We start from the raw sequence: 21,192 nt of genomic DNA on the forward strand, positions 1-21,192 counted from the left end.
TTGGCTCCCCGACCTGGGCTCGAACCAGGGACCTACGGATTAACAGTCCGGCGCTCTACCGACTGAGCTATCGGGGAATCGCTGCAACAGCGAAGAAATGAATTCTAGCTAGTTTCCGATCTGCTCGTCAATACCTTTTTTGCGATGCACCACAAAAAGTGTGTCGGGCATATTCGTTCGACCGCGTTCAGCCGCGGTCGAGGTATTGCTCTTTGTCCTTCACGTCCTTCCAGTCGTCGGCGTCGGGCAGGGGTTGCTTGGTTTTGGTGATGGACGGCCAGCCGGCTTGTGCAAGCTCGACATTGATGGCAATCCACTTCTGCTGGTCGGCGGGCACGTCTTCTTCGGCATAGATGGCGTTGACCGGGCACTCGGCCACGCAGACAGCGCAGTCGATGCACTCGTCCGGATCAATAGTCAGGAAGTTCGGGCCTTCACGGAAGCAGTCGACGGGGCAGACGTCCACGCAGTCGGTGTACTTGCAGCGGACACAGCTTTCGGTAACGACGTGAGTCATTTCGCTTGGAAGTTGATGCTAGGAATTCGTGGGGCGCGCGGTCATGAGCACGGGCGTGCTTCCATGCCGGCAAGCGCGTATTGTAGCGCACCGGCTGTGCCCGACGGCAGCGTCATCCGCACGCCGTCAGACAGTTTTGGCATGTGTTTATGCGCTTGCGCAAGGTTTGATCACCTTGCTATTGCGCATGTTCGATCACCATCTGCACGCGCGTGATGCCGTTGAAGGTGTTGTTGTCGAGCCGGTAAGCGACGAACGCCCGCGCGCCCAGCGGCTCCGCGTGGTTGAACCAGATCGCGTCGAAATGCTGCTTGCCGCGGCCGAGCTTGAGCTTCAGATGCTTTTCTTTCAGCACGGCTTGCGAAAGCACATCGAACTCGCCGCAGAAGCTGGGTGCCGGAAAGCCCTGACCCCAGACATGGGTTTCGAGCAGCTCGACAAACTGCGGCGTGAAGCATTCCGCATCGGCTTCGCCATCGGTTTCCAGTACGCGCGAGAGCAGAGCCTCGGTCAGCCATTCGCGACCGACGGCCTCGAAGGTGGTCACGAAATCGTTGAAGCCGTCTTCTCGCAGCGTGAGCCCTGCCGCCATCGCGTGGCCGCCGAATTTGACGATCAGCCCAGGGCTGCGCTTGTGCACCGCGTCCAGCGCATCGCGCAGGTGGAAACCGGGAATCGAGCGGCCCGAGCCCTTGATGACGCCGTCGTCTCCCGGCGCGAAGGTGAAGACGGGGCGATGGAACTTGTCTTTGATGCGCGAGGCAACAATGCCGATCACGCCCTGGTGCCACGTTTCGTTGTAGACGGCGATGGTGTGGCGACTCGCACCATCCAAGGCGTTCATGCCGTCGAGGATGGTAAGCGCTTCCTGCTGCATGCCGGCCTCGATCTCGCGGCGTTCGCGGTTCATGCCGTCGAGTTCAGCGGCGATGGCCATGGCGCGGTCGTAGTCATCGGTGAGCAGACATTCGATGCCGAGCGACATGTCGGCCAGGCGCCCGGCGGCATTCAGGCGCGGGCCAAGGCCGAAGCCGAGGTCGAACGTCGATGCGCGCCGCGCTTCACGCCCGGCCACGCGGAAAAGGGCGGCAATGCCAGGACACATCCGCCCCGCACGCATGCGCTTGAGCCCCTGTGCAACCAGCAAGCGGTTGTTGGCGTCGAGTTTGACCACGTCAGCCACCGTGCCCAGCGCTACCAGATCGAGCAGCGCATCGAGGCGAGGCTGATCCCGCGGCGTGAACGCGCCGCGATTGCGGAGTTCTGCCCGCAGCGCCAGCAGCACGTAAAACATCACGCCCACGCCCGCCAGGTTCTTGCTCGGAAAGCTGCAGCCCGGCTGGTTCGGGTTGACGATCACACGCGCTTCGGGCAATTGCGCGCCCGGCATGTGATGGTCCGTCACGACAACATCGATGCCCAGCGCGTTGGCCGCCGCCACGCCCGCCACATCGGCAATACCGTTGTCGACGGTGACGAGCACGTCTGGTTTCTCGCGCGCGGCCAGCGCCACGATTTCGGGCGACAGGCCGTAGCCATACTCAAACCGGTTCGGGACGATGTAACTCACCTGCGCACCGAGCATGCGCAAGCCGCGCACGCCCACGGCGCAGGCGGTGGCGCCGTCGCAGTCGTAGTCGGCAATGATCAGCAGGCGTTTGCCGGCGGCGATGGCGTCGGCCAGATAGCGCGCTGCGTCGTCAATGCCCTTGAGGTGCGCGGGCGGCAGCAGGTCGGTCAGCTCGGTCGACAGTTCGTCTGGCCGGGCTACACCGCGCGCGGCCAGAATGCGCGCCAGGACTGGGTGGATGCCGTGGCCGGCCAGCGTGGTGGCGGCCTCGGAGGAATGGGGGCGGACGGCGATGCGGGTCATTCTCAGGCGGCCATGGAAAGCGGGAACAGCGCATCGCGCAGGGTGCGGGCACGGCGGAAACGCCGTAGCCAGCCGAACGGACCGTTGGCCAGTTCGCGGCGCGTGACGTGGTAGTGGGCGTAATGCGAATCGCCGGTGAGAATGAGCGAGACAGCGTCGATGCGGCCGTCGGCCAGCGCGTCGGCGGCGGGGGTGAACCAGTCACGGTCGTAAGCGCGCAGGGTTTCGATCCAGTCGTACCAGTCGGCGCAAAGGTAGGGCTTGCCGGCGGCGTCGAGCAGCGCGGCGGCACTGGTGCCGTCGGACGGCACGGCGGCCAGCGTTTGGGCGCACAGTTCGGTAGCGTTGCCGGCATGGCAGAGGCCGGCAAAGAAGGCATCAGTGCCGATCATGCGTTCGGCAATCGGGCGAGCATCGACCAGCGCGCCTTGGCCGAACAGCCAGACCGAGTTGACCGGCAGCAGGCCACGCGCCTCACGCGCCTGGTTGACGGGGTGGTCGTACCACGTCATCTGAATCTCGTTCTGGAACTTGCGCCAGGCGCGTTCCTGCTCGCCCTTGTGCATCCAGATGTCGATGTTGTGGCCGGTGGCGCGCTGCGGGGCAGCCGCAATCAGATCACCGAACGGCGCATCGGCGACGTACCAGCGGGCGGCGTGCGTTGCGTCGAGCGTGATGCCCATCTCCGCCACCAATGGGGCGATGGCGGCGCGCAGGGCGTCGGCATCGGCGGCTTCCAGGCGGAGTTGGGCCGGGTCGAGCATTACCAGATGGTCCCGGGCGGCGTGAATGTGTACCGGCTGCAGGCAGGCCCAGGTGCGCGTGTCGGCGCTGCCGCCGTCCGCCAGGCGCATGTACGGGGCGGACGGCAGGGGCGAAATCGGCAACCCGGCATGCGCCGCCAGCCAGCGCTCGTGCGGCAGGGTGGGCAGGTAGGCATCGTCGTGGCGCTCGTGTTCTGCCTCGCGTGCGCGGGCAAGCAACCTTTCCAGGCCTGGCAAGGTCAATTGACGGAAGGCATCGTCTGCGACCTCGGCCGCGGGCGCGCAAAACGGGACAATCAGGGTGAGTTCGGGAATCATGGCTCCGAGATTGTAAACTTCCGGCTGCCCGGCGAGTGCGTCGGGAAAATCACACCACACGGGGATGCCCCTTTGAAATTTCCATACGAATGGCAGATCGGCTGGCGGTATACGCGCGCGAGCAAGCGCGCCAGTCGCAACAGCTTCATCTCTTTCATCTCGCTCATTTCCATGCTCGGCATTGCGCTGGGGGTGGCGGCGCTGATCATCGTGCTCTCGGTCATGAACGGCTTCCAGAAGGAGGTGCGCGACCGCATGCTGTCGGTGTTGGCGCATATCGAGGTGATGGCGCCGAACAGCTTGCCCGATTGGCAGCGTACCGCCAATGAGGCGATGCAGAACAAGGAAGTCATCGGTGCCGCGCCGTACGTGGGCGCGCAGGCCATGATCACGCGTGACGAGGCGGTGCGCGGTGTGCTGCTGCGCGGTGTGTCGCCGGCTGACGAACCGAAGGTGTCAGATATCGCCAAAGACTTCAAGTCGGGCACGATTGACGATCTGAAACCCGGTGAATTTGGCATTGCCCTGGGCAGCCAACTGGCCAACGGCCTGGGCGTGCATCAAGGCGACAAGGTTACGCTGGTGGCGCCGCAGGGCACCATCACCCCGGCCGGCGTGTTGCCGCGCCTTAAACAGTTCACGGTGACGGGCGTGTTTGAATCGGGCCACTACGAGTTCGACAGCTCGCTGGCGCTGGTCAATGTGGAAGACGCCGAGCGCCTGTTCCGCCTGGACGGCCCAACCGGCGTACGCCTCAAACTGGTCGACATGGACCGCGCGCCGCAGGTGGCGGAGGCACTGTCACGCACGCTGACGGGCGAGCTGTACATCCGGGACTGGTCGCGCCAGAACCGCAACTGGTTCGCCGCCGTGAAGACCGAGAAGAAGATGATGTTCATCATCCTCACGCTCATCATTGCCGTAGCGGCGTTCAACCTGGTGTCCACGCTGGTGATGACGGTGACGGACAAGCAGGCCGACATCGCCATTCTGCGCACCATGGGCGCGCAGCCGGCCTCGATCATGAAGATCTTCATCGTGCAGGGCGTGGCGATCGGCTTTATTGGTACGCTGCTGGGCGTGGGTTTCGGCACGCTCATCGCTTACAACATCGACGTGATCGTGCCTTTCATCGAGCGTCTCTTCCACGTGCAATTCCTGCCACGTGACATCTACTTCATCAGTGAACTGCCCTCGGACCCCCGCGTGAACGACATTGCGACCATCGGCATCATTTCCTTCATCCTCGCGTCGGTGGCGACGCTGTATCCGAGCTGGCATGCCTCGCGCGTGAATCCGGCGGAGGCCCTGCGCTATGAGTGAGGCCGTCATGACTTCCATGGAAACGCCGGGCGCAGCGCCCCAGGGTGTGGTGGTGCAGGCAGAGGGGCTGTCCAAGTCGTTCCGCCAGGGCGGCTTGAACGTCGATGTGCTCAAGGGCGTGGATATCCGTATCGGCGTGGGCGAGAAAGTCGCGATCGTGGGTGCTTCGGGCTCGGGCAAGAGCACGCTGCTGCATGTGCTGGGCGGGCTGGATGCGCCTACATCGGGTCGCGTGTCTCTGCTCGGCAAGCCTTTCACCGCCATGAAAGAGCGCGAGCGCAACACGCTGCGCAATCAGGCGCTGGGCTTCGTCTACCAGTTCCATCACTTGCTGCCCGAGTTCACCGCACTGGACAACGTGGCGATGCCGTTGCGCATTCGTGGCGTGGAAGAGGCGCAGGCGCGCCACACCGCGCAGGCGATGCTCGAGCGTGTGGGTCTGGGCCCGCGCACGGCGCACCGCCCGGGCGAGCTGTCCGGCGGCGAGCGTCAGCGCGTGGCAATTGCGCGCGCATTGGTTGGGTCCCCGGCTTGCGTGCTGGCCGACGAACCGACCGGCAATCTTGATGACCATACCGCCGGTGAAGTGTTCGGCCTGATGCTTGAACTCACGCGCACGCTGGGCACCAGCTTTGTCATCGTTACGCACGATATCGAACTGGCCGGCCGGTGCGATCGCATCTTCCGCCTGCGAGACGGCCATCTGCAACAGGAACGCTGATCGGGGCGGCATGATCGGAAAAGGCGGATTCCAGAACGCCGCTCTTTCCGGTACGTTGCCGTTTTGCCAACGCAGAGCCGACCATGTGGATCGACACCCATTGCCATCTCGACGCCAGCGACTTTGATACCGACCGTGACGCTGTCGTAGCCCAGGCGCATGCGGCGGGTGTCGACCACATTGTCGTGCCTGCCGTGGCGCGCTGGAATTTCGACACGGTGCGCGCACTGGCTTCTCAGCATGCTGGCTGCAGTTATGCGCTGGGCATTCATCCGATCTATGCCGCACAAGCCAGTGACGATGATCTGGTTGAATTGCGGCGCCAGGTGGCGGCATCAATGGATGACCCGCGCTTTGTGGCCGTTGGTGAGATCGGGCTCGATTTCTTCATTCCCAACCACGATGTTGAGCGGCAGAACGCCGTTTTTCGCGCGCAACTGCGTATCGCGCGGGAATTCGATTTGCCCGTCCTGATGCACGTGCGCAAGTCGCAGGACCAGGTGCGTAGTGCTGCCGCCAAGGCGGGGGTCCGTGGCATTGCGCATGCGTTCAATGGCAGCCCGGAGCAGGCGCATCGCTTTGTTGATGCCGGCTTCAAGCTGGGGTTTGGTGGCGTTTTCACCTTCTCGCGCGCCAATCGCGTGCGCCGGCTGGCCGCCGAGATGCCGATCGAGTCGATCGTGCTGGAAACCGACGCGCCCGACCTCGCGCCCGCATGGCTGGCCGCCGACCAGTTTGGCGAGCAGGCCGGTGTGCGCAATGTGCCGGCAGAAGTGGCGCGCGTTGCCGGTGCGATGGCGCGACTGCGCGGCATCACCATCGAGGCGCTGGCCGACCAGGCGCGCCGCAATAGCATCGAGGCCATTCCTCGCTTGGCAGCCCTGTTGCAAGCCTGAGGCTGGCGCATGCGTTTGGGGTTGATTGGCTTTGTTGCGGGCTGCATGGCATTGCAGATGCAGGCGACGCTGGTGCCGGTGTGGCAGCCGCTGGGGGCTCTGTCGCTCTGCCTGCTACTGGCGGTGGGTGCGCGGCGCAGGCTAACGCTGTTTCCGCTATTACTTGCCGCCAGCGCCATGACGGCGGGCTTTGGCTGGAGCGATTGGCGCGCGCAACAGCGCATGTCTGTAGCGCTCGCCCCCGCGTGGGAAGGCAAGGACATCCTCGCGACCGGCGTGGTGGCCGAGCTGCCGCAAATCGGCGATGACGCCACGCGCTTTCTCTTCCAGATCGAATCCAGCGACGCCGGCGATGCAGTGCCGCCACGCGTGCGCCTGTCGTGGTACGGCACGCGCGGTTGGGGTAGGTCAGGCGAGAAAAATGCCGCGCGCGGCCGGCGTGCCGGCATCCCTGATCTGCAGCCCGGCCAGCGCTGGAAACTCACGCTGCGTATGAAGCGCCCGCACAGCCTGACCAACCCCGGCGGTTTCGATGGCGAGTACGCGATGCTGGCCGACAACATCCGCGCCACTGGCTACGTGCGCACGGGCAAGCGCGCTCAGAACATCGCATTGGACGAGGCGGGCAGCGGCTTTGGCATTGGCGTGGAACGGTGGCGAGCCAGCGTGCGAGGCCGCATCCTCGCGGCGTTGCCCGATGCGCGCTATGCGCCTGTCATCGCTGCGCTTGTGGTGGGTGATCAGAGCGGCATCGCCCGCGACGACTGGGAGCTGTTCCGCCGCACCGGCATCAGCCACCTCGTCAGCATTTCGGGGCTGCACATCACGATGATCGCGGGGCTTTTTGCTGCGCTCTGGATGGCGTTATGGCGCCGCTCGTTCGGGCTCGCGCGCTGGCTGCGCACGCCGTTGCCGCTGCGCATGCCGACCCCGCGCGCGGGCGCCATCGCGGCGATGCTGGCAGCCTTCGGCTATTGCCTGCTGGCCGGGATGGGCGTACCGGCGCAGCGCACGCTGCTGATGCTGTCTACCGTGGTCATCGCCCGGCTGACCGACCGCAATGTGCCGGCCAGCCTGTCGCTGTGCTGGGCGGCCGCTGTGGTGGCGGTGGTCGACCCGTGGGCGGTCATGTCAGCGGGGTTCTGGCTGTCGTTCGGCGCGGTGGCAGTCATCTTCATCGCGGCGCAGATGGTGCTTGACGGCCGCCGCAACGGCGAAGCAAACGGTTTGTTTGCGCGCGCCCAGCGCGGGTTGGCGGGCGGCACGCGTATTCAATTGGCCGTCACGTTCGGCTTGTTGCCGCTGACTTTGCTGTTGTTTCAACAGACGTCGGTGGTGTCCGCAGCGGCCAACGGGCTGGCGATTCCCGCAGTAAGTTTCGTGACGACGCCGCTGGCGCTGATTGGCGCGGCACTCCCTGATCCGCTTGCGCAGCCGGTGCTGGCGTTGGCCGAAGCGAGCTTCAGTTGGCTGGTTGTTTGGCTCGAATGGCTGGCGAGGCCGACCTGGTCGGTGTGGGTTGCGCCGGTCGCGCCTGCGTGGGCGTTGCTGCTGTCGATGGCCGGCGTGGCGCTGTTGTTGTTGCCCGGTGGCCTGCGCGCGTGGGCATGGCGGGCGCAAGGGGCCTTGCTCCTTTTGCCGATGGTGCTGGCGCGCCTGCCTGTGCCACTGCCTGGCGAATTCCGCCTTGTAGCGTTTGATATCGGCCAGGGCGCCGCAGCGCTGGTCGAGACGGCCAACCATCGTCTTCTGTTCGATACCGGCCCCCGCTACGGCGGCCACGCCGATGCCGCCGCCCGCGTCATCACCCCCTACCTGAGCGGGCATGGCATGGACTCGCTCGACACCCTCGTCATCAGTCATGAAGACAGTGACCACGCAGGCGGCACCAAAACCGTGATCGAGGCAGTGCCGGTGCGCACTATGTTGGCGTCTTTGCCGCAGGGACATGCGCTGCGCAGCGTGGCCGGTGCCCACGATATTCGCTTCGCCGATTGCTTGGCTGGGCAGACGTGGACGTGGGATGGCGTGGTCTTCGAAGTGCTGCATCCGGTGCACATGCCCGCCGACGGTGCGCGCATGACCAGCAACGCACGCAGTTGCGTGCTGCGCATCGGCAATGGCCGGCACGCCGCGCTGCTCACCGGCGACATTGATGCTGCCCAGGAAACCGCGCTGCTCGCCCGCGAGACCCCTGAACGGCTGATGGCAGATATCTTGCTTGTGCCGCACCACGGCAGCAAGACGAGCTCCAGCGGTGCGTTCTTGGACGCGGTTTCTCCGCAGGTGGCGGTTTTCCAGGTCGGCTACCGCAACCGGTACGGCCATCCGCATCCCCAGGTATGGCAGCGCTATGTGGCGCGCGATATCGACGGTTTGCGTACGGACAAGACTGGTGCCGTCGTCATCCAGACCGACGGCGATGCGCTGGACGTTCAGACTGCGCGCACCATGCGGCGGCGGTACTGGTCTTCCGCGCAGGAGGTGGAACCCCTGGCAACGGCCGCCGGCGCTCTCGACGCCCAGCCGTAAAACTTGCTGGCTCAACGGGTTGGCCCCATTGTGGGGGTCAAAACCGCTGTGCTATAAAAACCACGTGCCGCGTACATCGCGCGGCGCCGTCAGGGGGAGAAAAGCATGGCAGTCCGGTTCTACGATGAAATGCTTAACTGGCATGACGGCGGCCGCAGCCCCCATGCCGCCGAGCCGGCCCCGGCAGCGCTTGTCCAGCAGGGCGAGGTGCGCGGCCACTACGGACGTTTCGCCGAATGGCTGGGCGCGCAGTCCGCCACCACGCTGCAGAACAAGCGTGCCGAGGCTGACCTCATCTTCCGCCGCGTCGGCATCACCTTCGCTGTCTATGGCGACAAAGATGAATCGAACAGCGGCACCGAGCGCACGATCCCGTTCGACATCATCCCGCGCATCTTCCCGGCCAACGAATGGGCCAAACTCGAGCGCGGACTGCGCCAGCGCGTGGACGCGCTCAACCGCTTCCTGCATGACATTTATCACGAGCAGAACATCCTGCGCGCAGGCGTGATCCCGCCTGACCAGATCTATAACAACGCGCAATACCGCCCCGATATGCTTGGCGTGAACGTGCCACGCGACATCTACGCGCACGTGGCCGGTATCGACATCGTGCGTGCAGGCGAGGGCGAGTTCTACGTGCTCGAAGACAACCTGCGCGTGCCGTCGGGTGTGTCGTACATGCTGGAAAACCGCAAGATGATGATGCGGCTGTTTCCCGAGCTGTTCGCGCGCAATCGTGTTGCGCCCGTCGCGCATTACCCGGACATGCTGCTCGACATGCTGCGCAGCGTATCGCCGCAAAACATTGCCGACCCGACCGTGGTGGTGCTCACACCGGGCATGTACAACTCGGCGTATTTCGAGCATGCGTTCCTGGCCCAGCAGATGGGCGTGGAGTTGGTGGAAGGTCACGACCTTTTCGTGCAGGACGATCATCTCTACATGCGCACTACGCAGGGCCCGCAGCGAATCGACGTGATCTACCGCCGTGTTGATGACGACTTCCTCGACCCGCTGGTGTTTCGCCCGGATTCCTCGCTGGGTGCGGCGGGGCTGCTGTCGGTCTATCGCGCGGGTAACGTCACCATCTGCAATGCCATCGGCACCGGCGTGGCGGATGACAAGTCGATCTATCCGTACGTGCCGGAGATGATCCGCTTCTATCTGGACGAAGAGCCGATCCTCAACAACGTGCCGACGTACATGTGCCGCCGGCCCGATGACCTGCAATACGTGCTCGACCACATGGGCGAATTGGTGGTGAAGGAGACGCACGGTGCCGGTGGCTACGGCATGCTGGTCGGCCCGGCCGCCACGCAGGAAGAGATTGCTGCCTTCCGCGAGGTCGTTAAGGCACGCCCCGATCAGTACATAGCCCAACCGACGCTGGCGCTGTCCACCTGCCCGACGTACGTGGAAGCCGGCATCGCGCCTCGCCACATCGATCTGCGCCCGTTTGTGCTGTCAGGCAAGGACGTGCGCATGGTGCCGGGTGGTCTGACGCGCGTGGCGCTGAGGGCGGGCTCGCTGGTGGTCAACTCGTCGCAGGGCGGCGGGACGAAGGATACGTGGGTGCTGGAGCGCTGATTGGAGTCTGACGGGCTCGCAATTGCAATCGACATAAACGAATACCCATAGGAAACGCCATGCTCAGCCGCACCGCAGATCACCTCTTCTGGATGGCGCGCTACACCGAACGCGCCGAGAACACCGCCCGCATGCTCGACGTGAACTACCAGACTTCGCTGCTGCCGCAATCGGCGGAAGTGGCGGAGCAGGGCTGGTGGGCGATGCTCGATATCTCTGAACTTACGCAGGTGTTTGACGAGCGCTACGGCCTGCTCTCGCGCGATGACGTGATCGATTTCATGGTCCGTGACATGACCAATCCGTCGTCGATCATGAGCTGCCTGCGCGGCGCGCGCGAGAACGCCCGCGCCGTGCGCGGCTCCATCACGACCGAGGTGTGGGAGACCATCAACACCACCTGGTTGGATGTGCAGCGGCTGATCGCCGAGGGCATGCTGCGCGATGATCCGTCGCAATTCTTCGAGTGGGTGAAGTTCCGCTCGCACCTGTCGCGCGGCGTGCAGGTCGGCACCATGCTGACGGACGACGCGTTCCACTTCATGCGCCTGGGCACCTTCCTGGAGCGTGCTGATAACACCGCACGGTTGCTCGACGTGAAGTTCCAGTCCACCCCCACGCGCGACGAAGCCGCCGCCGAGCAGGGCGACTTCTATCATTGGGCTGCCACGCTGCGCTCTGTTTCGGGCTTCGAGGTCTACCGCAAGATCTATCGCAACATCATCACGCCGACGCGCGTGGCGGAGCTGCTGATTTTGCGCAGCGACATGCCGCGCTCCCTGTTGGCCAGCATGGACGAAGTGGTCGACATTCTCTCTACCGTGCGTAACAGCCAGTCGGCGGAGACGGAGCGTCGCGCTGGTAAACTGCACGCCGACCTGCGGTACGCCCGCATCGACGATATTTTTGCGGTTGGCCTGCATGCATGGCTGACCAACTTCCTGGAGCGGATTGGCGACCTGGGCAACGGCATCAGCCAGGATTTCCTGGTGCCGCTTGAGGCGGCTTGACGTGCGGACATTCGTGCAGGGCATCGTGCACACAACGGGGCGCCGCTTTCGGGTGGCGCACGTGTCATCGTGAAATACCAAATTCGACATACGACGGTCTACCGTTATGCCGAGCCGCTGCGCCACAGCGTGCATGAGCTACGGTTGACGCCTCGCAGCGGCGCGCTGCAACAGGTGGATAGCTGGCAGATCCATGCGCCCGGCAACCTTACGCGCGCCACCGACGGCTTTGGCAACGTCGTCCATCACTTCACGCTCGGCAATCGCACGGAAGACGTCATCATCGACGCGCGCGGCGTTGTCGAGGCATTTCCCGCCGGCACGCCCGGCAGCCAACGTTTTACAGATGCGCCGGGGGAAGGGCGCTATCGTGTTTCGCCGTTGTACTTTCTGAGCGACACTCCGCTGACTTCCGCGCCGCCCGAGATGGTCACCTTTGCGCATGAGCACGCGCTGGCGCGCGGCGATGCAGAATCCGCAGTGCGTCTGGCGCAAGCGATCGCCAAGCGCGTGCGCTACAAGCCCAACACCACCCACGTCGGCACGACCGCAGCCGAGGCGTTTGGCCTGGGCACAGGGGTATGCCAAGACCAGGCGCAGGTGATGGTCGCGTGCTGCCGGGCACTGGGTGTGCCGGCGCGTTACGTCAGCGGCTACTTCTATGCAGTGGGCGAAGAAGACCTCGCCAGCCACGCCTGGGCTGACGTTTGCCTCGATGCCGAATCGCACACGTGGTGCAGCATCGACGTGACCCATCAATGTTTTACCGATGCGCGCCACATCCGGCTGGCGGTCGGACGCGACTACCAGTCCGCCGCGCCCGTTCGCGGTGTGCGGCAGGGCGGGGGTGCCGAGACGCTGGATGTCAGCATTTCCATCGAGCCACTGCCCGCCGAGGCTGCCGAGGTGAATTGAGTATCGCTTCCAAGCGCGCGGATGGGTTCCGATCGGCGCGCTAGAATGCTTTCAACCCACCGTTGCCGCTTTTCGTTTCGCCCATGACTTATTGCGTCGCCATGCGCCTGGACGCAGGCCTTGTTTTCCTGTCCGACTCCCGCACCAACGCGGGCGTCGACGCCATTTCCACGTTCCGCAAAATGACCGTCTTCGAGCGCGAAGGCGATCGTGTCATGGTGCTGCTGACGGCAGGCAATCTCGCCATCAGCCAGGCCGTGCGCCAAGTGCTGGCCGAGGCGCGCGACAAGCCGCGCTCGCTGTGGACGGCACGGGACATGTTCGAGGCCGCCACGATCGTTGGCGAGGCCGTGCGCGACGTCTATGACCGCGACGCCGCCGCACTGGCCAAAGCCAAGATCGATTTCAACGTCAGCATTATCTTTGGTGGGCAGATCGGCGAGGAGCGCCCGCGCCTGTTCAATGTCTACGCGGCGGGCAATTTCATTGAAGCCACGCCCGAGAACTGTTATTTCCAGATCGGCGAGGCCAAGTACGGCAAGCCGATCATCGATCGCGTGGTCAGCCCGGCGCTGCCGCTGGACGAAGCTGCCAAATGCGCACTGATCTCGATGGATTCGACGCTGAAGTCGAATATTTCGGTGGGCTTGCCGCTTGATCTGCTGGTCTACGAGGCTGACTCGTTGCGCGTGACGCGCTTTGTCGCCATCGACGAAGAGAACCCGTATTTCGCGATGATTCGCGGCACGTGGGGCAAGCGCCTGCGCCAGGTGTTTGCCGAGATCGACGATCCGGATTGGGAGGCCAGTACGTCGCCGTTGCATCCGCTGCGCCGCGAAGGGCACCCTTCCATCGAGGTCGAGCCCGTACGCATTGCACCGCCCGCCGCGGACGCGCCTGCTATGCCGCAACGCGCACCGGGCCCCGCGTTGGAGCAGGTGTCCACGATCCAGCGCGTGGCAGGCGGATCGCAGAAGTCGCACTGAACCCGATACAGGACCTCGCGATGCGCGACGTGATGCTCTTTTCGCATGCCAATGGCTTTCCGGTCGGCACGTATCGCAAGATGCTGGGCGTGCTCGGTGATGAATTCGACATCCGCGCGGTGGAGCGTTTTGGGCACGATCCGCGCTTTCCGGTCACACGTTCCTGGCCGGGGCTGGTGAAAGAACTGCTGGCGGAAATCGACGCGCAGCCCGAGCCGGTCTGGCTGGCCGGTCATTCGCTGGGCGGCTTTTTGAGCCTGATGGCTGCGCTGCGGCGGCCCGAGCGCGTGCGCGGCGTCGTGATGCTCGATTCACCGATCATTGCCGGATGGCGCGCCAAGCTGCTGCGCGTGGCGCAGTGGCTGGATATTGACGAAAGCCAATCGCCGGCAGCTGCCACCAAGAACCGGCGCCATCTGTGGCCCGATCTCGACTCCGTCTGGAATCACTTCAAGGCCAAGCGCAAGTTCGATCGGTGGGACGAAGACGTGCTTCGTGACTATGTGGAGCATGGTACCGAGCCCACCGGCCGTGACCGCGAGCGCACACTGCGTTTCTCACGCGAAATCGAATACCAGATCTACCGAACGCTGCCGACCAATATGGGGCGCAAAGTTGCAGGCGGCACGCCGTTTCCGGTCAGCTTTGTGGCCGGCACGCGTTCGCGTGAAATCCGCCAGGTCGGGCTGGGTGCCACCCGGCGCATCGTCGGCAGCAAGCTGCGCTGGATCGAGGGCAGCCACTTGTATCCAATGGAAAAGCCACTGGAAACCGCCCAGCTGATCCGTGAGTTGATCAACGAAATGCGCGCGAATGCAGGCGCCATGCGGCACGCGGCATAAACAACCCTGTTCTGGGGCAAATTCCACCGTTCTGTCACGGATCGAACAAGGCACCTTTGCTATAATCCGGCTTTCCCCGGCAAGCTAGGTCATGACCAAGTTCGTATTCGTTACCGGTGGCGTAGTGTCCTCACTCGGCAAGGGCATCGCCGCCGCCTCGCTCGCGGCCATTCTTGAGTCGCGCGGCCTCAAAGTCACCCTCCTCAAACTCGATCCTTACATCAACGTCGACCCGGGCACCATGAGCCCGTTCCAGCACGGCGAGGTGTTTGTGACCGAAGACGGCGCAGAAACCGACCTCGATCTTGGCCACTACGAGCGCTTTGTCTCGGCCAAGATGCGCAAGTCGAACAACTTCACCACCGGCCAGATCTACGAATCCGTGATCCGCAAGGAACGCCGCGGCGAGTATCTCGGCAAGACGGTGCAAGTCATTCCCCACATCACCAATGAGATCCAGGCCTTCATCGAGCGCGGTGCTGCAGCATCGCACGACGGCAAGGCGGATGTGGCGATCGTGGAAATCGGCGGCACGGTGGGCGATATTGAATCGCTGCCGTTCCTGGAAGCCGCGCGTCAGATGAGCCTGCGCCTGGGCCGTAACCAGGTGGCGTTCGCGCACCTGACGCTGGTGCCGTTCATCGCCAGTGCCGGCGAGTTGAAGACCAAGCCGACTCAGCACTCGGTGCAGAAACTGCGCGAAATCGGCGTGCAGCCGACCGCGCTGCTGTGCCGCGCTGATCGTCCGATTCCCGATGATGAGCGCGCGAAGATTTCGCTGTTCGCCAACATGCCGCAGGACGCGGTCATCTCGGTGTGGGATGTCGACACCATCTACAAGATCCCGCAAATGCTCAACGAGCAAGGGCTGGATCGCATCATCTGTGAAGAACTGCGCATTGAGGCGCCGCCGGCGGATCTGTCGGTGTGGGCACATATGGTGCACACGCTGGAGAACCCGCAGCACGAGATCACGATCGGCATGGTCGGCAAGTACGTTGATCTGACGGAATCGTACAAGTCGCTGATCGAGGCGCTGCGCCACGCCGGTCTGCATACCTCGACGCGCGTCAACATCGAATACATCGATTCCGAAGAGCTGGAATCGGGCCACGTGCAAGTGCTGGATTCGCTCGACGCGATCCTGGTGCCGGGCGGCTTCGGCAAGCGCGGCACGGAAGGCAAGATCCGCGCGATCCAGTACGCCCGCGAGAAGGGCGTGCCGTATCTGGGCATTTGTCTGGGGATGCAGTTGGCCGTGATCGAATTCGCCCGCCACCTGGCCGGCATGAAGGACGCCAACAGCACGGAATTCAACGACGAGACCGAGCATCCGGTGGTCGCCCTCATCACCGAGTGGCTGGATCGTGACGGTGCGGTGGAAAAGCGTTCGGCCAACTCCGACCTGGGCGGCACGATGCGCCTGGGCTCGCAGCGCGTGCCGGTGCAGTCGGGCACCAAGGCGGCGACGATCTATGGCGCAGAGGTCAACGAGCGCCATCGCCATCGCTATGAGGTGAACAACCACTACGTGCCGCAGCTGGAAAAGGCCGGGATGATCATCTCGGCGCGCACGCCGTCGGAAAACCTGCCGGAAATGATGGAGCTGCCAAGCTCGATGCACCCGTGGTTCGTCGGCGTGCAGTTCCACCCGGAATTCACCTCGACGCCGCGTGACGGCCACCCGCTGTTCAAGGCGTACGTGGAAGCCGCGCTGGCGCATCGTCAGCAGAACGCGCAACGCGCCGTGGCCTAAGGGCCGGCGCACGGGAACATCATGAAACTCTGCGATTTCGAAGTCGGCCTCGACAAACCGTTCTTCCTGATTGCCGGCACCTGCGTGATCGAGTCTGAGCAGATGGCGATCGATACCGCCGGCACGCTCAAGGAGATCACGGGTGCCCTGGGCATTCCGTTCATCTACAAGTCGTCGTTCGACAAGGCGAACCGCTCGTCGGACGCGTCGTTCCGCGGTCTGGGCATGGAAGAGGGGCTGCGCATCCTGGCAGAAGTCCGTCGCCAGGTGGGCGTGCCGGTGCTGACCGATATTCACGAGATCGACGAGATCAAGCCGGTGGCCAGCGTTGTGGATGTGCTCCAGACGCCGGCCTTCCTGTGCCGTCAGACCGATTTCATCCGCGCCTGCGCGCAGAGCGGCAAGCCTGTCAACATCAAGAAGGGCCAGTTCCTCGCGCCGCACGACATGAAGAACGTCATCGACAAGGCGCGCCACGCTGCCCGCGATGCCGGTCTGCCGGAAGACAATTTCATGGCCTGCGAACGCGGTGCCTCGTTCGGCTACAACAACCTCGTGTCGGATATGCGCTCGCTGGCGATCATGCGCGAGACGGGTGCGCCAGTGGTGTTTGACGCCACGCACTCGGTGCAGTTGCCGGGCGGTCAGGGCACCAGCTCGGGCGGTCAGCGCGAGTTCGTGCCGGTGCTGGCCCGCGCAGCCATTGCCGCGGGTGTGTCGGGCGTGTTCATGGAAACGCACCCCGATCCCGCATGTGCAAAATCAGACGGTCCGAATGCCGTGCCGCTGCGTCGCATGAAAGACTTGCTGTCAGTACTGAAAGAACTGGATGCGCTCACCAAGCGCAGCGGTTTCCTGGAGAATCAGTTCGACTGATTGACTGATCCCACCCAGACCGGCGGCAGCGTATGCTGCCGTCGTCGTTTGTTGCTGCATCCGGAGAGAGACACATGGCCGCTGGCTACATCCTCGCGTACGTGGACGTGACGGACCCCGTGCAATACGAGCAATACAAGGTGCTGTCGACCAAGGCCATGCAAGTGCACGGTGCAGAGCCGCTGGTGCGCGGCGGCAAGACCGAGCAACTGGAAGGCGAGTGGAACCCCACCCGTATCGTTGTGCTCAAGTTTCCGAGCTATGACGCTGCCAAGGCTTTCCATGACAGCGAGGAGTATCGCGCCGCGCGTGAGGCGCGCGTCAAGGCTGCCAAGATGAATATGATCGTGGTTGAAGGCATCTGAGCCCGGCCACTTGCTTCACCTGCTTTAATGACACCAAGAGGGATTACATGAGTGCCATCGTAGATATCATCGGTCGCGAAGTGCTGGACTCGCGCGGCAACCCCACCGTCGAATGCGACGTACTGCTGGAATCGGGCGTGATGGGCCGCGCCGCGGTGCCGTCGGGCGCTTCCACCGGCTCGCGCGAAGCCATCGAACTGCGCGACGGCGACAAGTCGCGTTACCTGGGCAAGGGCGTGCTGAAGGCCGTCGAGCACATCAACACTGAAATCTCCGAGGCCATCATGGGCCTGGATGCTTCGGAACAGGCCTTCCTGGACCGCACCCTGATCGACCTGGACGGCACCGAGAACAAGAGCCGCCTGGGCGCCAACGCCATGCTGGCCGTGTCGATGGCCGTGGCCAAGGCTGCTGCCGAAGAAGCCGGCCTGCCGCTGTACCGCTACTTCGGCGGTTCGGGCGCCATGCAGATGCCGGTGCCGATGATGAACATCGTCAACGGCGGTGCGCACGCCAACAACAGCCTGGACATCCAGGAATTCATGGTGATGCCGGTTGGCCAGTCGAGCTTCCGTGAAGCCCTGCGCTGCGGCGCCGAGATTTTCCACGCGTTGAAGAAGATCCTGGCGGACAAGGGCATGAGCACGGCCGTGGGCGACGAAGGCGGTTTCGCACCGAACTTCGCCAGCAACGAAGAGTGCCTGAACACCATCCTGTCGGCCATCGAGCAGGCTGGCTACAAGGCCGGTGAAGATGTGCTCCTGGCGCTGGATTGCGCTGCTTCCGAGTTCTACAAGGACGGCAAGTACCACCTGGAAGGCGAAGGCCTGCAACTGTCATCGGAAGACTTTGCCAACTACCTGGCGAACCTGGCCGACAAGTTCCCGATCGTGTCGATCGAAGACGGCATGCACGAGAGCGACTGGGCCGGCTGGAAAGCGCTGACCGAGAAGCTCGGCAAGAAGGTGCAACTGGTGGGCGACGACCTGTTCGTCACCAACACCAAGATCCTGAAGGAAGGCATCGAGAAGGGCATCGCCAACTCGATCCTCATCAAGATCAATCAGATCGGCACGCTGACCGAGACGTTTGCCGCCATCGAGATGGCCAAGCGCGCGGGCTACACCGCCGTGATCTCGCACCGCTCGGGCGAAACCGAAGACAGCACCATTGCCGACATTGCCGTTGGCACGAACGCTGGCCAGATCAAGACGGGCTCGCTGTCGCGCTCGGACCGCATGGCCAAGTACAACCAGTTGCTGCGCATCGAAGAAGACCTCGGTGATATCGCTAGCTACCCGGGCAAGTCGGCGTTCTATAACCTGCGATAATCCCCCGCAGTTTCGCTCTGCGTGACCGTGCGACCGCCGCTCTGGCGGTCGCATGGCATTTGGAGCCCGAGTACCGCCAACGCTTGTCTCTATGCGCCTGATTACGCTGTTCCTGTTGCTGCTGTTGCTTGCCATTCAGTACCCGCTTTGGCTGGGCAAGGGCGGCTGGCTGCGCGTGTGGGACATGCAGAAGCAGGTGACGGCGCAGAATCAGCGCAACGCTGAACTGAAGCAGCGCAACACCAAGCTCGAAGGCGAAGTGAAGGATCTGAAGGAAGGCACGGGCGCCATTGAAGAGCGCGCACGCTATGAGCTGGGGATGGTCAAGGATGACGAAGGCTTCGTGCAATTTGTCGCGCCGGCACCGAAGATCAGCGACACCCCACCGCCACCGCCGCCTCCTGCAGGCCAACAAGGCCATCACTGAGCCTGCTGGGCGCTTGCATCCTGAATGAGGCGCTCGTCTTCAAGGCAATTTCTCGGGCCTACCAGTAGTACGGATAGCCCCAGACGGGTGCGCCGTAGCCCACGCCCCAGCCGTCATGGCGGCGCCATCCGCTGCCGTAGTACACCGAATAGCCTCCGTAATACGGATACGGTACGTAGTACGGTGTAGCCGTGTAGGCACGCGCTTCAGCATCGCGTTCGATGGCTTGATCGGATTCGCGCAGCGCCTTGGCATTCAGCGCATCGAGCTTCTTGCGTTCGTCCGCCGACAATGGCGTCGGTGCCGCAGCTTGTGTGTCGTCCGTCAGGCGCGCGGTGTAGGGCGTACCACCCGGACCACGCGGGACCGCAACGCAGGCCGACGCCAGCAGCGCTGCCACCATAGGCAACGCCAGCGCGCCGGGTCGTGGCAGATTCAACAATCGCAAGAACCGGATAGTAGGCTCAGACATGGTGCGCTCCGCAACGCGCGGCAGATGACGAAACAACCGGTTCAGCGTGTGGGCGGTACCGGTAAGTGCCGCGAGCCACGCTTCTTTATACGATGTCGCTGTGCTCAATGACGCTGCTCGGGCGCGCCCTGGATGCCTTGTGCGACGGTCTCTTGCGCGAAAAGCTGTGCACAATCCACAGCGTCGAAGCTGTAGTGCTGACCGCAGAATTCGCAGTCGATTTCCACTTTGCCGCGCTCTTCCAGAATGCTGTCGACCTCGGGTTGGCCGAGCGTGCGCAGCATGGCACCCACGCGCAGACGCGAACACGAGCAGCGGAAACGCGGGCTTTGCGGCTCGAACATGCGGATGCCGGCTGCTTCCATTTCTTCCCAGTACAGGCGTTTGATGAGCGTGTCGATGGGCTGCTCAAGCAGTTCTTCGCGGCGCAGCGTCTTGCCGAGTTGGCAAACGCGTTCCCATGTGTCGAGGTCCTGCTCCTGCACGTCCTTGTGCAGCGGCTGGCCGGTCTCGCCCACCTGCGCGGGTGTATGGCCCGTGCGGCCCTCCATGGCACCGCCATACGAAGGCAGGCGCTGCAGCAGCATGCCCGAGGCGACTCTGTTGTCGGCGGCCAGCCACAGGCGCGTGTCGAGCTGTTCAGAGCTTTGCATGTAGTGCTCAAGCACCTCGGTAATGCTGGCGAGCGGCCCGTTTTCGTCTGACAGTGGCACGATGCCTTGATACGGCTGCTGGCCCGGCTTCTTGTCTTGCGGATCGAGCGTGATGGCAAAACGGCCGTTGCCGTGTACGTTCACCATGGCAGCCAGCGTGGCGTCATCGCCAATCACGGCGCCTTCGGCGATCTTGGCGGTGGCGCGCATGGAGAGGTCGGAGTTGCACTCGACGACCAGCATGTGCACCGGGCCGTCGCCATGCAGTTGCATCACCAGCGCGCCGTTGAACTTGAGGTTGGCCGACAGCAGCGCGGCGGCGGCCATCATCTCGCCCAGCAGCGTGCTGACCGGGGCAGGGTAGCGGCGGCGGTTCAGCACCTCTTGCCACGTTCCTTGCAGGCGCACCAGTTCACCGCGCACGGGCGCGGCGTCGAATACAAATTTCTTCAGCTCGTCAGTCATCCATCAATCCGTTTCAGTTGCTGCTTGTACATCGCCTGGCGCACTGCATATGTTTCAGTGTTCAGGTGCATCTTGGCGATGTCGTCTTCCGTCAGTTTGCGCACGGCCTTGGCGGGCGCACCCAGGATGAGCGTGCCGTCTTCGAAGACCTTGCCCTCGGTGACGATCGCACCCGCACCCACCAGGCAGTTCTTACCGATCACCGCGCGGTTGAGCACCACTGCCTGGATGCCGATCAGCGAGCCTTCACCGATCGTGCAGCCGTGCAGCATGGCCTGGTGGCCGATCGTCACGCGGTTGCCGATATTCAGCGGGCAGCCCGGATCGGTGTGCAGCACCGAGCCTTCCTGCACGTTGCTGGCCTCGCCCACGGTAATCGGCTCATTGTCGCCGCGGATGACGGCGCCCGGCCACACGCTCGCGCGCGCTTTCAGCTCCACACGACCGATGACGGTCGCTTCCGGGGCCACATAGGCGTTTTCGTCAATGGTCGGGGCAACGTCGCCGAGTTGGTAGAGGGCCATGCGATCGGTCTCCAGAATTTGCCTCAGTGGGCCAGT

General features: G+C 63.7%; 20 protein-coding genes and 1 tRNA gene. 14 read left to right on the forward strand and 7 right to left on the reverse strand.

Features of this window, described 5'->3' with window-relative positions; all coding sequences use genetic code 11:
- Position 1 precedes the first annotated feature (1 nt).
- The 4 genes from PSUB009319_RS02960 to PSUB009319_RS02975 all read right to left on the reverse strand — a co-directional run bounded on the left by PSUB009319_RS02960 (position 2) and on the right by PSUB009319_RS02975 (position 3,472).
- A tRNA-Asn gene (locus tag PSUB009319_RS02960) sits at positions 2 to 77 on the reverse strand.
- 110 nt (positions 78 to 187) lie between these two features.
- On the reverse strand, positions 188 to 517 hold the full coding sequence (fdxA, locus tag PSUB009319_RS02965) for a ferredoxin FdxA (protein ID WP_004626101.1): 330 nt from the start codon (positions 515 to 517) through the stop codon (positions 188 to 190).
- Between the two features lie 178 nt (positions 518 to 695).
- Positions 696 to 2,390: a single-stranded-DNA-specific exonuclease RecJ gene (gene recJ, locus PSUB009319_RS02970; protein ID WP_124380774.1), complete on the reverse strand. Its 1,695-nt coding sequence runs from the start codon at positions 2,388 to 2,390 to the stop codon at positions 696 to 698.
- 2 nt (positions 2,391 to 2,392) lie between these two features.
- Positions 2,393 to 3,472 carry a hypothetical protein gene (locus tag PSUB009319_RS02975; RefSeq protein ID WP_124380775.1) on the reverse strand — a complete coding sequence of 360 codons (1,080 nt, stop codon included), beginning with the start codon at positions 3,470 to 3,472 and terminating at the stop codon, positions 2,393 to 2,395.
- Positions 3,473 to 3,544: 72 nt separating this feature from the next.
- Between PSUB009319_RS02975 and PSUB009319_RS02980 the strand changes: the two genes are divergently transcribed.
- The 14 genes from PSUB009319_RS02980 (at position 3,545) to ftsB (ending at position 19,042) form a co-directional block, all read left to right on the forward strand.
- Complete coding sequence (locus tag PSUB009319_RS02980; protein ID WP_124380776.1) at positions 3,545 to 4,795, forward strand: lipoprotein-releasing ABC transporter permease subunit; 1,251 nt, start codon at positions 3,545 to 3,547, stop codon at positions 4,793 to 4,795.
- Entirely contained in the window at positions 4,788 to 5,516 is a 729-nt protein-coding gene (lolD, locus tag PSUB009319_RS02985) for a lipoprotein-releasing ABC transporter ATP-binding protein LolD (RefSeq protein WP_124380777.1), read from the forward strand. Before PSUB009319_RS02980 ends, lolD begins: the two co-directional genes overlap by 8 nt.
- An 83-nt stretch (positions 5,517 to 5,599) precedes the next feature.
- Positions 5,600 to 6,412, forward strand: a complete 813-nt coding sequence (locus PSUB009319_RS02990) for a TatD family hydrolase (RefSeq protein WP_124380778.1) — start codon at positions 5,600 to 5,602, stop codon at positions 6,410 to 6,412.
- A gap of 9 nt (positions 6,413 to 6,421) precedes the next feature.
- Entirely contained in the window at positions 6,422 to 8,944 is a 2,523-nt protein-coding gene (locus PSUB009319_RS02995; protein WP_124380779.1) for a DNA internalization-related competence protein ComEC/Rec2, read from the forward strand.
- Positions 8,945 to 9,049: 105 nt separating this feature from the next.
- The gene (locus PSUB009319_RS03000; protein ID WP_124380780.1) at positions 9,050 to 10,534 is read left to right on the forward strand and encodes a circularly permuted type 2 ATP-grasp protein; all 1,485 of its coding nucleotides are present in this window, start codon (positions 9,050 to 9,052) and stop codon (positions 10,532 to 10,534) included.
- Between the two features lie 59 nt (positions 10,535 to 10,593).
- Positions 10,594 to 11,544, forward strand: a complete 951-nt coding sequence (locus PSUB009319_RS03005) for an alpha-E domain-containing protein (RefSeq protein ID WP_124380781.1) — start codon at positions 10,594 to 10,596, stop codon at positions 11,542 to 11,544.
- A gap of 69 nt (positions 11,545 to 11,613) precedes the next feature.
- Positions 11,614 to 12,459: a transglutaminase family protein gene (locus tag PSUB009319_RS03010; protein WP_124380782.1), complete on the forward strand. Its 846-nt coding sequence runs from the start codon at positions 11,614 to 11,616 to the stop codon at positions 12,457 to 12,459.
- An 83-nt stretch (positions 12,460 to 12,542) separates the two neighbouring features.
- Entirely contained in the window at positions 12,543 to 13,445 is a 903-nt protein-coding gene (locus tag PSUB009319_RS03015; protein WP_124380783.1) for a peptidase, read from the forward strand.
- 20 nt (positions 13,446 to 13,465) lie between these two features.
- On the forward strand, positions 13,466 to 14,287 hold the full coding sequence (locus PSUB009319_RS03020; protein ID WP_124380784.1) for an alpha/beta fold hydrolase: 822 nt from the start codon (positions 13,466 to 13,468) through the stop codon (positions 14,285 to 14,287).
- Between the two features lie 91 nt (positions 14,288 to 14,378).
- Positions 14,379 to 16,043 (forward strand): CTP synthase, encoded by a 1,665-nt coding sequence (locus tag PSUB009319_RS03025; protein WP_124380785.1) that lies wholly within the window; start codon positions 14,379 to 14,381, stop codon positions 16,041 to 16,043.
- A 21-nt stretch (positions 16,044 to 16,064) separates the two neighbouring features.
- Positions 16,065 to 16,919, forward strand: coding sequence for a 3-deoxy-8-phosphooctulonate synthase (gene kdsA / locus PSUB009319_RS03030; RefSeq protein WP_124380786.1), 855 nt, complete (start codon positions 16,065 to 16,067; stop codon positions 16,917 to 16,919).
- Between the two features lie 74 nt (positions 16,920 to 16,993).
- Positions 16,994 to 17,284 (forward strand): DUF1330 domain-containing protein, encoded by a 291-nt coding sequence (locus tag PSUB009319_RS03035; RefSeq protein ID WP_124380787.1) that lies wholly within the window; start codon positions 16,994 to 16,996, stop codon positions 17,282 to 17,284.
- Between the two features lie 47 nt (positions 17,285 to 17,331).
- Positions 17,332 to 18,615, forward strand: a complete 1,284-nt coding sequence (eno, locus tag PSUB009319_RS03040; RefSeq protein WP_009238483.1) for a phosphopyruvate hydratase — start codon at positions 17,332 to 17,334, stop codon at positions 18,613 to 18,615.
- Between the two features lie 91 nt (positions 18,616 to 18,706).
- Positions 18,707 to 19,042 (forward strand): cell division protein FtsB, encoded by a 336-nt coding sequence (ftsB, locus tag PSUB009319_RS03045; protein ID WP_124380788.1) that lies wholly within the window; start codon positions 18,707 to 18,709, stop codon positions 19,040 to 19,042.
- Positions 19,043 to 19,100: 58 nt separating this feature from the next.
- On the opposite strand, the gene PSUB009319_RS03050 is transcribed toward ftsB, so the two are convergent.
- From PSUB009319_RS03050 to PSUB009319_RS03060, 3 genes are all read right to left on the reverse strand, one after another.
- Positions 19,101 to 19,514 (reverse strand): hypothetical protein, encoded by a 414-nt coding sequence (locus PSUB009319_RS03050; RefSeq protein WP_124380789.1) that lies wholly within the window; start codon positions 19,512 to 19,514, stop codon positions 19,101 to 19,103.
- Between the two features lie 104 nt (positions 19,515 to 19,618).
- The gene (locus PSUB009319_RS03055; RefSeq protein ID WP_124380790.1) at positions 19,619 to 20,632 is read right to left on the reverse strand and encodes an Hsp33 family molecular chaperone HslO; all 1,014 of its coding nucleotides are present in this window, start codon (positions 20,630 to 20,632) and stop codon (positions 19,619 to 19,621) included.
- Entirely contained in the window at positions 20,629 to 21,156 is a 528-nt protein-coding gene (locus PSUB009319_RS03060) for a gamma carbonic anhydrase family protein (protein ID WP_124380791.1), read from the reverse strand. Before PSUB009319_RS03060 ends, PSUB009319_RS03055 begins: the two co-directional genes overlap by 4 nt.
- Between the last annotated feature and the right edge of the window lie 36 nt (positions 21,157 to 21,192).

Source organism: Ralstonia sp. SET104, assembly GCF_003851545.1.
Taxonomy (GTDB): Bacteria; Pseudomonadota; Gammaproteobacteria; order Burkholderiales; family Burkholderiaceae; genus Ralstonia.

Excerpts from the sequence above, each read along its gene's own strand:
- fdxA (WP_004626101.1), bottom strand. The coding sequence starts at position 517 with ATGACTCACGTCGTTACCGAAAGCTGTGTCCGCTGCAAGTACACCGAC.
- recJ (WP_124380774.1), bottom strand. The coding sequence starts at position 2,390 with ATGACCCGCATCGCCGTCCGCCCCCATTCCTCCGAGGCCGCCACCACG.
- PSUB009319_RS02975 (WP_124380775.1), bottom strand. The coding sequence starts at position 3,472 with ATGATTCCCGAACTCACCCTGATTGTCCCGTTTTGCGCGCCCGCGGCC.
- lolD (WP_124380777.1), top strand. The coding sequence starts at position 4,788 with ATGAGTGAGGCCGTCATGACTTCCATGGAAACGCCGGGCGCAGCGCCC.
- PSUB009319_RS02990 (WP_124380778.1), top strand. The coding sequence starts at position 5,600 with ATGTGGATCGACACCCATTGCCATCTCGACGCCAGCGACTTTGATACC.
- PSUB009319_RS02995 (WP_124380779.1), top strand. The coding sequence starts at position 6,422 with ATGCGTTTGGGGTTGATTGGCTTTGTTGCGGGCTGCATGGCATTGCAG.
- PSUB009319_RS03000 (WP_124380780.1), top strand. The coding sequence starts at position 9,050 with ATGGCAGTCCGGTTCTACGATGAAATGCTTAACTGGCATGACGGCGGC.
- PSUB009319_RS03005 (WP_124380781.1), top strand. The coding sequence starts at position 10,594 with ATGCTCAGCCGCACCGCAGATCACCTCTTCTGGATGGCGCGCTACACC.
- PSUB009319_RS03015 (WP_124380783.1), top strand. The coding sequence starts at position 12,543 with ATGACTTATTGCGTCGCCATGCGCCTGGACGCAGGCCTTGTTTTCCTG.
- PSUB009319_RS03020 (WP_124380784.1), top strand. The coding sequence starts at position 13,466 with ATGCGCGACGTGATGCTCTTTTCGCATGCCAATGGCTTTCCGGTCGGC.
- PSUB009319_RS03025 (WP_124380785.1), top strand. The coding sequence starts at position 14,379 with ATGACCAAGTTCGTATTCGTTACCGGTGGCGTAGTGTCCTCACTCGGC.
- kdsA (WP_124380786.1), top strand. The coding sequence starts at position 16,065 with ATGAAACTCTGCGATTTCGAAGTCGGCCTCGACAAACCGTTCTTCCTG.
- PSUB009319_RS03035 (WP_124380787.1), top strand. The coding sequence starts at position 16,994 with ATGGCCGCTGGCTACATCCTCGCGTACGTGGACGTGACGGACCCCGTG.
- eno (WP_009238483.1), top strand. The coding sequence starts at position 17,332 with ATGAGTGCCATCGTAGATATCATCGGTCGCGAAGTGCTGGACTCGCGC.
- ftsB (WP_124380788.1), top strand. The coding sequence starts at position 18,707 with ATGCGCCTGATTACGCTGTTCCTGTTGCTGCTGTTGCTTGCCATTCAG.
- PSUB009319_RS03050 (WP_124380789.1), bottom strand. The coding sequence starts at position 19,514 with ATGTCTGAGCCTACTATCCGGTTCTTGCGATTGTTGAATCTGCCACGA.
- PSUB009319_RS03055 (WP_124380790.1), bottom strand. The coding sequence starts at position 20,632 with ATGACTGACGAGCTGAAGAAATTTGTATTCGACGCCGCGCCCGTGCGC.
- PSUB009319_RS03060 (WP_124380791.1), bottom strand. The coding sequence starts at position 21,156 with ATGGCCCTCTACCAACTCGGCGACGTTGCCCCGACCATTGACGAAAAC.